Here is a 13,554-nt window from a genome sequence, read left to right on the forward strand (position 1 = left end):
TGCTTTTCACTTTATAACATCGTAGCTTAACCTAATTATAACCGGATGCTGCCATTTATTTGGCAACTGAATCAGCTAACTATGACGTCATCTGACTTAAAAGCCTATGTTGGTATTATTGAGCGAATGAAAGGTTTGATACTCTTACCGGAGTTTGAGCAAACCTTCGCTAGCCTTACCGCAGGTTTACCCAAATCCAAACAATTTTTACTGAAAATGGAATTGAAAAGGTTAGCTCAACCCTGTAATTATTTTATTGATTTGCGGGGGCATGTCGACGGTGAAGTTAAGCCATTTCAATATCTTGATAAAACTCACTACCTGGATGACACTGCCCGCCAGATCTTTGAGTCCGGTGTACAAGCCTATGGTCTCTATACCTTAGGCGTTTATGAAGATGTGATGAATGCCGATAACAATTATCGCGTTCGTCACCGTAAGGAGACAGAGGCACGGATCCGCAACACACTCGAAAACCTCAGACGCGGTCCAACACTACCGGAAGAATCAAGTAGCCAATCTAACGAGTTAATTGAGCAAACTGAACAGGCCAATCCGAATAAATTTGTACAATTTGGTAATTATATTAGCCGCAGTGAAGAGAGGATGAACTTTGGCATTGAGGTTGAAGTCCGGCAGGGAGAAAGCCGTTATCCAGCTCTGACTAGCGACTTGTCGATCTCAGGCTGCAAACTGAAAGTGCCATCGGATAAGGTGGTGCGGGATGGTGAAATTATCAATCTCGCTTTAAAAGGGCTAGAAAAAGAGTTTACCCTTAATTTGCCTGAAGGATTGAATTATCAAGTCGTAGGACAGGAGATACAGGATAAATACGCTTACTGGCGCTTAAAGCGTATAGATCCTGAACTACATCCAAAATTTAATCATTTTCTGCAAAGTTTTATTAATGGCAACAAGCGTCGATATAAAGTTAACCTCGATAATACTACTGACGCTGTGATTACTAAAGGTTACGAACAATATTATCTGCCACGAATTAACAGCTTACCCGTTTATCTGAATATTACTGAAGGTCAAGTCACCAGTCGTTTTGGTCTGACAAGTGATTACAACAAAGGCATATGGCATTATTTTTTAGACGAACAACAGCAATCTGTACTCAGTCAGGTATTATCAGCCCGGCGATTAAAAGCGTTAATTAGTCTTAAGGTTAACGAGCGTACTGATATCTTGTATTCCTTTACGCATGCTGCTAAAGGTAAGCTCTACTTCTATGCGGCTTTGGCCAGCGAGCTCGAAACCGAGCCAACACTGAAAAGTATGTTTTTTGGCTTTGGCGCGGGCAAACCTAGCTGGCGAATATTTCACCTTAATCTATTAAAAACGAACATATCTCATAGCCAAAGCGAATTCGCATTACCTGGCTCAAATAGTGTACAACAAACCTCACCATTATTACGGGGGATGCTCGAAGATATTCACTATATCGTTGCTTTAACCGAAGTCGGTGCCAACGAATATCGTTACTGCTATACAGCACACCCTTATGATAGTACGCAACTTGCCGCCTTAAACAAATTTGGACTGAGTAAAGTCTTGCCGAGAACTTCGTGTGAAGCTATTCCGATTCATTACGTTAACTTGCGAGCCGAATCACGCTATCTTTACAAAACGACAGTGTTACTCCGAAATAAAAGCGACAGCGAACCCATAGCGGCCTTTAGCCGTGATTTCTCTGCTGGTGGATTGCAACTGGAAACTACCCAAGCAGTGAACTTACAGAAGGGTGATGTTATTCTGCTTGATCTGCCTGATTTGCAAAAAATCACCACGAAACATCAGTTACAGAGACTTCCCTACGAAATTATGGCTGTAAGTAAAAGCCGTACAATTATGAATTTAAAAGTAGCCAAAACTGATCATCATGAGGGAAAGTTATTTTTCCAACAATTAATCCAGAGTAATCGTAACAAGCTAACAGTAGCAGAGGAAACGCCAAAGTATCCTGGCCTTTCAGATGCTCTGCGTAATATGTATCTAAAAACGCTTACTAATTTTGCTATCTTTGTACACCGGAAGGGTTTAAGGCATGATATCTCAGTACTTGGACAGGGTGCACAACCAAATCCGTTACATAGCCTATTGCTGCTTGCTCAGGAACCTGGCTCTGGATTAAACTTTGAACTGCTGACCAAAGCTCATGCTCTTAATTATGAATTGGCGAATCAACTCAAACAGATGAAACGTCAGGACCCGCCCAAAGCCTACGAACTCTATATTCGCGTTTCACAAGTAGCCGGACAACAACAACTAAGTAGCTATTTCAATTTTGAGTTTGAGAATGCTGAAGATCTCAAGGTCTTTGCATTAGACGCACTGGAACATCATACTTTATTTGCTTTCCGCTTCTTTCTGACCAGGACGGGGAAATTAGATTCCGATTATATCGCTAAGGAATTGGGCTATATTAGCGTCTATGCCATCCACAAAGCCAAGTCGCTGGAAGAAGAATTGTGGCACGTTGAGGGGGTAGCAGATGGTGTAGAAATCTCAGCAGAGTTAGTTAACAGATATTCCCCTGAGCGCAGTCGCCAACAGCAGCAACAACGCCAGGCCGTTCTTGCTAAATTAACTGATTAAACCAACTTATCAATTCGGCAAAATGTTCCTGTTTGGCCGTGTCCGCAGTCAGCATCGAAATATGATCATAAGGGTGCTGATAGCCATTCGCGCGGCTTAGCAAGGTATAGCGCCCCTCTGCCTGAGCAGCTTCGTGCATAAAAGCCTGCACATCCTGCGGATGCCCGAGCAGCTGGTCATGTTCCGCCGCAAAATGCCACAGCGGCGGCCAGTTTAGCTGCTGACAGGCTGCCTGATAGTCAAAACCATCACTACAATCAACAAAGGGGGCGCCCTTGATCCAGCGTACGGTATCACACAGGAATTGCGTGGGTTCATCGTCAGCACCAAAACGCCAGCGTTTAGCGGGCACATAACCATAGCGTTGCCCCAACCAAGGCGCCAGGGTGTTCCAGCACAGGTCGATTTTTAATTTTCGCGCCAGGCTGTTCACACTAATCACTCTTTTGGTACCAAAACAGACCTTAGCCAGCACTTTGTCCGCCAGCTCAGGAAATCGCGCCAGACTGGCTGCTGCCAGCACACCGGCCCAGGAGTGGCAAATCAGAATCACCTTTTGCTGATGTTGCTGGTAAACGTAATTCAGTAGCGCCGGTATATCCCGGCAAATCATTTGTTGTTGATCCTGCTGCAAGCCTTCCGCTAAGCTCGGCTGTGACAAGCCCCGACCGGCAAAGTCAGCGACATAGCCGATAAAGCCCCGATCCGCCAGAAAGCAAGCCAGGCCTTTACCGTTCTGGCTGTAAAAAATCCGGCCATTCTCTACCGCACCGTGCAGATATAATACCGGCGCCAGAGTTGTCGCTACCGGCTGTAGCTGCCGCAGATGCAAGCGGTAAGGTGGCAGCTCAAGAAACAGCGAGGCTTGCTGATGGTTCACGGACAATCCAACAGATACAACAGTTGTAATAAGGAACCTGTAGTAATCGCCGCCTTTGCCGCCGCCTGCACCTTCGGCTTAGCATGAAAAGCGACGCCTAGCGCAGCCTCGGCCAACATCGGTAAATCATTAGCGCCATCACCAATAGCCACGGTCTGCGATGGCGCTATCTGATAACGCTGCGCCAGTTCACTCACAACTTCAGCTTTGCGTTTCGCATCAACAATATTGCCAAGCACCCGGCCGGTTAATTTGCCGTCAACGATCTCCAGCTGGTTAGCAAAGGTCGCACTCAGGCCAAGCCGCTGCTGTAGCGCCTCGGTAAAATAGGTAAAACCACCGGAGGCAATGGCAAGCTGCCACTGATGCTGTCTAAGTTGCTGCACCAACTCCGTTAAGCCCGGCATTAACGGCAGTGTTTGTAATACAGCGGTTAATACTGACTCTGGCGCACCGGCTAAGGCCTTAACCCGCGCTAACAGACTTTGCGCAAAATCCAGCTCGCCGTTCATTGCTCGGGCCGTTATCGCAGCCACTTGCTCACCGACACCCGCCAGAGCGGCAATTTCATCGATACATTCAATTTCAATCGCCGTAGAATCCATGTCCATCAACAGCAAACCGGGTTTGCGTAACGTCGGCTGCTGCGCCAGATAAACCAGCTGACAGTCGTGATCAAGGGCTAAACGACTGAGTAACGCCGGCGTAGGCTGATAAGTCAAAGGCAGGTGTAACCGCAGTGCTGCCGGCAGCGCCGGATGCGGCTTACTCTGGCTAAGCGTATAGCTACCTGATGGTAAGGCGAGTGCCTGCGCCAGGGTGTTAAGCAGCTGCCAGCTGAAGTCACGGCCAAAACAAAGCAGTACCGGCAATTCGGGTTTAAGGTCTGCTACTTTCACCTCGCTAAACTGACCGGCATGCCAGTTAAGGAGACACTGCCCACCATATGCTGTAACTAACTGCAGTGGCGCGAGATCATTGAACGGATTGGGCTGTACTGATGAGTTCAAGTTAAATCCTGTATTTTACTGTCTGTACTTTATTATCTGTGCTGTATTGACTGAGCTTTACCTATTGCGCTGTGGCAACCATTCGCCTTAGCAGGCAAAACGGTTAAATCTGTACTTATTTGTACATATCTTTACTTTTCTGTACTTGGAGCAACAGGCATGGCATCCTAGCGCCAATTCAGGCGAACCGGTATTGTCGTTAAGAAATATGCAGCACCATAGCTTATCCGCTAACCCTTCTTCAAGTGTTATTACACTGCTACAGCTGGCGCTGGCTGTACTTGGGATCTGGTTTATTCTGCACAGCTGGAGTAGTGCCAGGGCGGAAGGACAGCAGGTACTACAACAGCAAAACCAGCTGCTGATGCGTGAGACACTGAGTGCGCTGTCTCATACCGCCGGCTACTTACTGGAAAATGATCAGCTGGAAGGCTTGCAGCAACTGACACAACATATTGCAGAAAATCCGTTTCTGCATGATGTGGTGGTTTACGATGCCAACGGTGTGCGCCTGAGCTGGTCTGAAGCCAATACGCCGGCGCGTTTACTGTATAGCCCGGATCAGGCATTACCCTTGATCCCAATGGTAGAGGAAATCCGGGTTAATCAACAATTGCTCGGCTACATTAAGGTGAGCCTGTTACATGATAAAAACCTGTTCCCGGGCTATGACTTCTGGCAGCAACTGATGCAGCAGATGCTGGGACTGTTTTTATTAACTGCCGCCATCGGCATGTTGTTAAAACGTAGCTTTTACCGTCTGACCAGCCGCTATCGTAAGCTGCCGGTCAAGCAGCAAACCTGAGTTACCGTCTCAGCGGCTTAATCTCAGCACTGTCAGGCTATTCTGCCATAGCGCCGTAGCAAGATGCTCTGGTGGCTCTGGCCGCAAATTACATAAGCTTTCAAACACCCGTCGTAATTGTGCCGGCGTATTGGTTTGCCCCTGAAAGCCAGACAGCGGCATTGCCGGTGCATCCGTCTCTAGCACTAAGGCCGCAAGCGGCAGCTTTGATACCGCTTTACGGGTTTTCTCGGCACGCTCGTAAGTGATAGTACCACCAATACCCAGTTTAAAACCCTGCTCGATAAAGGCCATCCCCTGCGCATAGCTGCCTGAAAATGCATGCAGGATGCCGCCCGCGGCAAAACGTTGCCGTTTTAACTCCGCCAGCAGTTGCACCTGACTCTTGCGATGATGCAGGATCACCGGCAGATCCAGGCGGTTAGCCAACGTCAGTTGGGCACTAAATAGCTGCTGCTGCAGCTCGAAGGTGTCGCTATCGAGCGCAAAATCAAGGCCAATTTCACCTACTGCAGATATTTGCCCGCGGTGTTGTTCCAGTAAGTCAGCCAGCTGTATCACCTGCTGCAAGCTATGCTGCGCCGCCCACCAGGGATGTATCCCCAGCGCAATTTGCCAAGCCGGTTCTGTGGCCCGTAGTTGCAGTAAGTCAGGCCAGGCTGCAGCCGAGACCGCCGGGATCAGTAGTGCTTTGACACCGGCCTGCTGTGCCTGCTGCCAATGCTCCTGCTGCAGTGGTGCCAGTTGTGGTAAGTCGAGGTGACAGTGGGTATCAAAAAGCGCCAAGCCGCCTGATGGCAGGCGGCTTGGGTTAATTGTTGCAGAGCTAAATGAGGCCATGGCTTAATTAAGGACACAGCCGCTCAATTTGCCAACTGCCATCTGCCTGACGCTGATACATAAAGCGATCATGTAAACGGTGTTCGCCCCCCTGCCAGAATTCAATTTTCGACGGCTTCACCAAAAAACCGCCCCAAAACGAGGGCAAAGGCACTTCGCCATGCGCAAACTTATGTTTGATCTCGGCAAACTTTTGCATCAGGGCATGCCGGGTCGAAATTGGCCGGCTTTGCTCTGATGCCCACGCCGCCAGCTGGCTTTCTTTGGGTCGCGACAGAAAGTATTTTACTACCTGACTGCTGGGTACGCGCTCGGCGGTGCCGTAAACAATCACCTGGCGCTCCAGTGGATGCCAGGGAAAGTGCAGACTGACCTTCGGATTAACCGCCAGCTCAGAGGCTTTACGGCTGCCAAGGTTAGTATAAAACGTAAAACCACTGCTGTTGACGTCTTTTAACAGCACCAGCCGTTGCGACGGCTGGCCTGATGCATCCACCGTCGCGACGCACATTGCTGTCGGATCCGGCAATTCAGCAGCAATCACATCTTTTAGCCATTGCTCAAATTGCACTATCGGATCAGCGGCTAAATTATCCGCATCCAGCTTATCTTTGGTGTAACTACGGCGGATATCATCAATTTTCATCTTACATACGCTCCATCTATTTGAATAAGAATGGACTAACACTTGCATTTAGTCTGGCAATCTCACCTAAGTTATGTTGCAACTCACTATGGGACCAATGAGTATTGGCATTCCCACGACAATCATCGACCAATAGATGCCCAATAGTTTCATAACTTTTAGCCATAGCTCTTTTTATCGATTCCGGCTCACTCCTTGCCCCAAGAACATAAAATCTATCACACAATTCTTGAGGACATTCTTGTTTAAATTGCTGTATCCGACCCTGATAATCGTTATCAAAATCAACAAGAAGAACTAAATGCATTTTAGGGTAGTTTCTTAAGTCTTCAATTAATAAGTTTTGGAATTTACTTAAAACCTTTAACCACCCTCCTTCTGGGTTCAGAACCTGAATAGCTCTAGGTTTCACTGAAAAATGTGTTATAAACCCGTTCGCGAGCTGGCGGTTAGCATCGTCTTCTGGGACAACTAGCACATGATCTGAATACCTGTTCACAGCCATGCTAAATGTCTCCGACAATTAATGACTCAACTACGCCTTTTGGTGGATTAATTTCATCCAACAGCCTAATCACCGTAGGTTCTAGGTGGCTCTTTCTTGACATGACCCAAGTATTTTCGTTAGAAAATCGCCTAATAGCCTCTTCATTATGTGATGTCATTAGAATCTGCCCATTACCACCGAACCCTTGCCTAAGCGAAACAATAAAATGTCCTACTTCGCTCAATGATAAATAATTGTCAGGTTCATCCCAGAAACAGAACAATGGACCATAATTTTCTTGAGCAGCTAAAACAACTGCACAGATAAAGAAGCATTTTTCACCATCAGAAAGAACATCAAAAGGGAACTCAATTTTCTTACTTTCGGACTTGAACCTTACAAAAAGATTTTTTGAATCTTTCCCTAGCTGCTCAAATCTGAAATCCATAAGATCTGGCATCGTCTCTTTCAGATGTTCAATTATCGTTGCATAAGACGCTGGATACCTAGCTAGCACTCCCGAAAGCCAGTCCGAGAAATTACTGCCATTTTCTTTTGGTGATAAAGAAAAGCTGTCCGTATAACCATTGATTAACGAAGGAATCGGCGCTAATAAAACTAACTCATCAAACCAAGTAATTAGCTTATCCAAAGAAGACGACGGCTCTCTAATAATAGGAAGTGCAATCATATGCCAATCCATGAAAAACTGAGATTCCCCGCCGTCTGCTCTGTGAAGAACAACATTAGCAGAATCACGCATGAATATTAGCCGTTCTCCTTGTTCCAGCTTCTCCTCTTTTACTCTCAACTCTTTAAAACCATCAGGCAATTCTAATGAAAGAGAATATTTAAATGATTTTTGATCAATTTCTATTTCAACTTCAAAATTGATTGGAACTTCTTTCCTACCCAATGAAAAATCAGAAAGCGATATTAATGAAGAAAGACGATTTGTTCCACGTCCTATGCTTTGAAATATCTTCAGCACATTTAGTAGTGTAGATTTACCTGCACCATTTTTGCCCAATAGTAAAGCTGAAGAGCTTTTCTGCTTAAACTCAAAATTTTCGAAGCAACGATAGTTATGAACATAAAGTCGTTTAAGCATATTTATAATCATCCTATATTTTAATGAGTGTCATATTTACATATACGATGTCATGCGCAATAAGGAATTGCGAATATTACATGCGCTCCATAACCTCTATACCAAGTAAATCCAACCCTTGCCGCAGTAACTTGGCGGTGAGAATACTCAACATTAAACGACTGTCGCTAACTTTACGATTAAATCTCTCTCTGAGGATTGGGCAGGCTTCATAGAAGGTCATAAATAAACTAGCCAGTTCGTACAGGTAGCTACAGAGCAAATTCGGTTGAGCATCCTTCATCACCTGCTGCAGCGTTTCTTCAAAGCGCAGGATTTTCACCGCCAGCAGCCTTTCCTGCTCCGCGGTCAGTACGATAGGCGCTTGGAAGCTGTCTGCAACCTCAGCTTTACGCAAAATGCTGCGCACCCGGGTGTACGCGTATTGCAGATAAGGAGCCGTAGCGCCTTCAAAAGCCAGCATCGCATCCCAGCTAAAGATATAGTCACTGGTGCGGTTCTTCGACAGATCAGCAAATTTCACCGCGCCAATCCCCACTTTACGCGCGATTTCGGCGATCTCCTGCTCCGACAGCTCGCTGGATTTTTCCCGCACCACCGCATCCGCCCGCACCACGGCCTCTTCCAGTAGTTCAGCCAGCTTGACAGTGCCGCCGGTACGGGTTTTAAATGGCTTACCATCTTCGCCCATCATGGTCCCAAACGGGCAATGATCATAAGCGGTGTCGGCACGCAATAAACCAGCTTTACGGGCCGTTAGTTCAACTTGCTTAAAATGCAGCGCCTGGCGGGCATCGGTAAAGATAATAATCCGGTCCGCCGCCAGCTGTTGGCTGCGATACTGACACGCAGCTAAATCAGTGGTGGCATACAGGAAACCACCGCCGGTTTTCTGAATAATAAAGGGCGATGGCTTGCCTTCTTTATCGGCCAACTCGCTTAAAAACACCACCAGCGCGCCCTGATCTTCAACCGCAATGCCAGCTGCAACCAGTTGGTCAACAATAGGCTGTAGCATCGGGTTGTAGGCGCTTTCCGGTTTGATATCGGCATCGGTCAGCGTCACATTCAGCTTCTGATAGACTTCATTACTGTGCTTAACCGAGGTATCGATAAAGAGTTGCCACAGTTTTTGACAATGTGCATCACCGCTTTGCAGTTTCACCACGTAGTCTCGGGATTTATCCGCAAAGCCGGCTTCATCATCAAAACGCTTTTTCGCCTGACGGTAGAAGTCCTCCAGGTCGGCCAGCGCGACGCTTTCCAGATCCACGCCCTCGGCCAGTTTATCTTCCAGATGCGCAATCAGCATCCCGAACTGGGTGCCCCAATCCCCCATATGGTTTTGCCGGATCACTTTATCACCCCAGAACTCCAGGGTACGAACCACGGCATCGCCGATAATGGTCGAACGCAAATGACCGACGTGCATTTCCTTCGCCAGGTTTGGTGCCGAGTAATCCACCACTACGGTTTGTGGTTGCGGATTCGCGCTGACGCCCAGGCGGGCATCACTGGCGGCTTTGGCTAATTCGCCGGCCAGCCACTCGGGCTTTAAGGTCACATTAATAAAGCCAGGCCCCGCGATCTCAACCTTGCTGGCCAGGTCATCCAGGGCTAACAAGGCAACCAGTTGCTCAGCCAACTGGCGTGGGTTGGTTTTTAACTGTTTAGCGGCGCTCATCGCGCCATTGATCTGGTAGTCACCAAATTCCGGCCTAGTGCTTTGTGTCACCGCCGGATTGGTCTCAGCCGGCAAGCCTAACTTAATAAAGGCGTCCTGAGTTTTATTGGCTAAAAGCTGTTTAATATTCATTACTTAACCTGTTAGTGTTCACGGGTTTTGAAGAATTTGATCTTCGGATAACGCTCCATCGCCAGGTTAAGGTTAACCATGGTCGGTGCAATATAGGTCAGGTTATCGCCACCATCCAATGCCAGGTTACTGCTGGCTTTGTTCTGGAATTCCTGCAGCGCTTTAGCATCATCGCAATAAACCCAGCGCGCCGTGCTGACGTTGACGCTCTCATACAAGGCATCAACGTTATATTCTGATTTTAAGCGATGCACCACCACGTCAAACTGCAGTACGCCAACGGCACCGACTATCAGATCGTTATTATCCAGCGGCCGGAACACCTGTACTGCGCCTTCTTCTGACAGCTGAACCAGGCCTTTTAATAATTGCTTTTGTTTCAGCGGATCACGCAGCCGGATGCGGCGGAACAATTCCGGGGCAAAGTTCGGGATACCGGTAAACTGCATATCTTCGCCAGTGGTAAAGGTATCACCAATTTTGATCGTACCATGGTTATGCAAACCGATAATATCACCCGGATAGGCTTCTTCCAGATGCTCGCGGTCGCCAGCAAGGAAGGTTAAGGCCTGCGGGATCAAAATATCTTTACCAATCCGGACATGCCGTACTTTCATACCTTTTTCATACTTGCCCGACACGATACGCAGGAAGGCGACGCGGTCGCGGTGCTTCGGATCCATATTCGCCTGGATCTTAAATACAAAACCGCTAAAGCCGCTCTCTGTTGGCTCAACCTTACGACTGGTGGTTTCACGCGCCTGGGGTGCCGGCGCCCAAGCCGTCAGGCCATCCAGCATATGGTCAACGCCGAAGTTACCCAAGGCTGTACCAAAGAATACCGGTGTTAATTCACCTTTTAAAAATAACTCGCGGTCAAATTCATGACTGGCGCCCTGCACCAGTTCCATTTCGTCCCGCAATTGTTGCGCGAAATAGCCAAGACGTTGATCCAATTCAGGGTTATCAATACCTTTAATGATATCGACATCCTGAATGGTATGGCCAAAACCCGATTTATAAAAAATGACCTCATCGCGTAGGATATGGTAAACGCCCTTAAATTCCTTACCCGAACCAATAGGCCAGGTAATAGGGGCGCAGGCGATTTTCAACACACTTTCCACTTCATCCAGCAAATCAACCGGATCGCGGATATCCCGGTCCATTTTATTCATAAAGGTCAGAATAGGTGTATCGCGTAGCCGGGTAACTTCCATCAACTTGATGGTGCGATCTTCAACACCTTTGGCGCCGTCGATCACCATCAGGCAAGAGTCTACTGCAGTCAGGGTGCGGTAGGTATCTTCCGAGAAATCTTCGTGACCAGGGGTATCCAGCAGGTTTACCAGGCAGTCTTTATAAGGAAACTGCATCACTGAGGTAGTAACCGAGATGCCCCGCTCTTTTTCCATCTCCATCCAGTCTGAGGTGGCATACTGGCCGGATTTTTTGCCTTTAACGGTACCGGCTTTTTGAATAAGTTGCCCGAATAACAACACCTTTTCGGTGATAGTAGTCTTACCGGCATCCGGGTGCGAGATAATAGCGAAGGTTCTGCGGCTGTCAACTTCCGCAATAAAGGCTTGATTGGTCATAATTTCCGTAACTAATAGCGCTGAAAACTTTTGTCGCAGCTGTATTGGTAAATGCCGGCTATTATAGCAGCCGTAACGGCTCACTCACAGCATCTTGAACAGCAAGCAGCTGTTACAGCGGTAATGCCATTAAAACGGCGGCTTCACGACCCGCGGCATTAACGTAATAATTGGCGCGGCGGCCGGTTTCAATGAAACCATACTTTTGATACAACTGAATAGCATGCTTTGCTGATTCTCTCACTTCCAGCCAGGCGTCCAGCACCTGACGTTGCTGGCACTGGGCGATAAAATGCTGCAGCAGCTGAGCCCCCAGCCCCTGCCCTTGCGCATCTACCCGCACACAGATATTAAACAGTTGCGCTTCGACTGCGATATGCTGGCCAAAATAGAAACCCTGTAATTGTCCCTGCAGATAGATACCAAAACTAAAGTAACGCTCGCTAAAGCAAGAGGCGAATACCTTCTCTGACCATGGATACGGATTGGCAGCCTGTTCAATCAGATAAAGTTCGGCTATCTGTTTAGGCTCTAACGGGCGGATCTCAGTCATTGATATAATCACCCAGCAGTGCCCAGAGTGCACGTTTTTGTTGAGGAGTAAATTGGAACTGGGGATCGAGCAGTAATTGTTGCTGCTGCACGCTAAACGCATTCTGTTGCGCCGCTATGCGGTAACCTTGCAAAGAGGTCAGCGTCAGACAGGTTTCCAGATCAGCAACTAGCTGGCCACTCAAGCTTTCACCAGCTGATGGCAGAGCCTTTTCCGGCATAGCGAAAAAACCTTGCTTCGGCTGCAATGGCTTAATACCAAGTTGCTGTAACAGTAATAATTGAGTTGAATTAAGATTTGTCATATCAGGAAGTGGCAGGGGCAGAGGGATTCGAACCCCCAACCATCGGTTTTGGAGACCGCTGTTCTACCAATTGGAACTATGCCCCTAGCGTTGGAGCCGCCATTATACAAAGAAGCCAACAAAGGTAAAGCAGAAAACTGCAAAGCATTATTCAAGTGCATACAAAACATACATTATGTGCGATTAAACTGCACCTTAGCATGCTGCTCTGAGCGCTGCAATGCTGGTTAACCGGATTGCGAGAGCGGTGTAGTTAGGTATTGGCATTAATTCGTATGGCTTTGCAGATAGAGGCAGCTTGGTCGTAGTTCGATGTGTCATTGATGGCGCGGATATGGCTCGTTGTTATTGGTCTGCTTTGCTGTCTCGCTTGCGTGTCTTTATCACTATCGCAGGATGGCTCCGGTACGGCGGGCGTACCGGAGTCTGAGTGTGGTGTAAGGGTTTAGTTTGGCTCTTCGTGCAAGGGGCGCTTATACCATTCCATCTGATTTTCTGTTCTAATTATGCTAACCGAATTAGTCTAATCTTAGCTTTATGAATCAGACCTCTGAAGATATTCTTAAACTTTCCCGCGCTGAGAAAAATGCGCGTAAACGCATGCGTTTACTCGCGATCGCGCAATTCCTTGAATGTAAAAACCGCACACAAGTCGCTAATCAATTGAAGATCAGCAGAACTAGCGTCAATAACTGGGTGTCAAGTTACCTTGAAGCGGGCTTGGATGGTCTTGAAGCCCGCAAAGCAAAGGGGCGGATTCCTTATCTCAGCGCACAACAGCAAAAGCAATTAGGCGAGTTTATTGAATCGCATAGCCAGAGTGAGCAAGGTGGCAGACTGACCGGCGAGAAAATTCTTCACTACATCAAAACCGAGTTTGGTGTGGAGTACCACCACAACGCT

The 13,554-nt window shown here is 47.6% G+C and carries 13 protein-coding genes and 1 tRNA gene; 3 read left to right on the top strand and 11 right to left on the bottom strand.

All coding sequences use genetic code 11. The annotated features are described in order from the left end of the window. The first annotated feature begins 81 nt into the window (after positions 1–81). A complete protein-coding gene (locus AJE_RS04155; RefSeq protein ID WP_039928035.1) occupies positions 82–2,601 on the top strand; it encodes a PilZ domain-containing protein in 2,520 nt (839 codons plus the stop codon). Here AJE_RS04155 and AJE_RS04160 read toward each other — a convergent pair. Together AJE_RS04160 and serB are read right to left on the bottom strand one after the other, a co-directional pair. Next, a complete protein-coding gene (locus AJE_RS04160; protein WP_008949807.1) occupies positions 2,585–3,481 on the bottom strand; it encodes an alpha/beta fold hydrolase in 897 nt (298 codons plus the stop codon). The genes AJE_RS04155 and AJE_RS04160 overlap by 17 nt on opposite strands. After that, positions 3,478–4,491: a phosphoserine phosphatase SerB gene (gene serB, locus AJE_RS04165; protein WP_008949808.1), complete on the bottom strand. Its 1,014-nt coding sequence runs from the start codon at positions 4,489–4,491 to the stop codon at positions 3,478–3,480. The genes AJE_RS04160 and serB overlap by 4 nt, the downstream gene beginning before the upstream one ends. A gap of 193 nt (positions 4,492–4,684) precedes the next feature. On the opposite strand from serB, the gene AJE_RS04170 reads away from it, so the two are divergent. Further along, on the top strand, positions 4,685–5,296 hold the full coding sequence (locus tag AJE_RS04170; protein ID WP_237709296.1) for an AhpA/YtjB family protein: 612 nt from the start codon (positions 4,685–4,687) through the stop codon (positions 5,294–5,296). 9 nt (positions 5,297–5,305) lie between these two features. Here the strand turns inward: AJE_RS04170 and AJE_RS04175 are convergent, their stop codons facing one another. From AJE_RS04175 to AJE_RS04215, 9 genes are all read right to left on the bottom strand, one after another. Continuing rightward, positions 5,306–6,136, bottom strand: coding sequence for a TatD family hydrolase (locus AJE_RS04175; protein WP_008949810.1), 831 nt, complete (start codon positions 6,134–6,136; stop codon positions 5,306–5,308). 7 nt (positions 6,137–6,143) lie between these two features. Further along, positions 6,144–6,782, bottom strand: a complete 639-nt coding sequence (gene pdxH, locus AJE_RS04180; RefSeq protein ID WP_008949811.1) for a pyridoxamine 5'-phosphate oxidase — start codon at positions 6,780–6,782, stop codon at positions 6,144–6,146. A gap of 16 nt (positions 6,783–6,798) precedes the next feature. Next, complete coding sequence (locus tag AJE_RS04185) at positions 6,799–7,287, bottom strand: hypothetical protein (protein ID WP_008949812.1); 489 nt, start codon at positions 7,285–7,287, stop codon at positions 6,799–6,801. A gap of 1 nt (position 7,288) precedes the next feature. Continuing rightward, complete coding sequence (locus tag AJE_RS04190) at positions 7,289–8,380, bottom strand: AAA family ATPase (RefSeq protein ID WP_008949813.1); 1,092 nt, start codon at positions 8,378–8,380, stop codon at positions 7,289–7,291. A gap of 76 nt (positions 8,381–8,456) precedes the next feature. Next, a complete protein-coding gene (gene argS, locus AJE_RS04195) occupies positions 8,457–10,196 on the bottom strand; it encodes an arginine--tRNA ligase (protein ID WP_008949814.1) in 1,740 nt (579 codons plus the stop codon). Between the two features lie 11 nt (positions 10,197–10,207). Next, positions 10,208–11,794 carry a peptide chain release factor 3 gene (prfC, locus tag AJE_RS04200; protein WP_008949815.1) on the bottom strand — a complete coding sequence of 529 codons (1,587 nt, stop codon included), beginning with the start codon at positions 11,792–11,794 and terminating at the stop codon, positions 10,208–10,210. Between the two features lie 112 nt (positions 11,795–11,906). Next, on the bottom strand, positions 11,907–12,347 hold the full coding sequence (gene rimI / locus AJE_RS04205; RefSeq protein ID WP_008949816.1) for a ribosomal protein S18-alanine N-acetyltransferase: 441 nt from the start codon (positions 12,345–12,347) through the stop codon (positions 11,907–11,909). Then, complete coding sequence (locus AJE_RS04210; RefSeq protein ID WP_008949817.1) at positions 12,340–12,651, bottom strand: hypothetical protein; 312 nt, start codon at positions 12,649–12,651, stop codon at positions 12,340–12,342. The genes rimI and AJE_RS04210 overlap by 8 nt, the downstream gene beginning before the upstream one ends. A gap of 9 nt (positions 12,652–12,660) precedes the next feature. Then, positions 12,661–12,737, bottom strand: a tRNA-Trp gene (locus tag AJE_RS04215). 451 nt (positions 12,738–13,188) lie between these two features. Between AJE_RS04215 and AJE_RS04220 the strand changes: the two genes are divergently transcribed. Then, positions 13,189–13,554, top strand: a 366-nt coding sequence (locus AJE_RS04220; protein WP_008949818.1) for a helix-turn-helix domain-containing protein, incomplete at its 3' end; no start/stop codon positions are given.

It is taken from the genome of Alishewanella jeotgali KCTC 22429 (genome assembly GCF_000245735.1).
Lineage (GTDB): Bacteria > Pseudomonadota > Gammaproteobacteria > Enterobacterales > Alteromonadaceae > Alishewanella > Alishewanella jeotgali.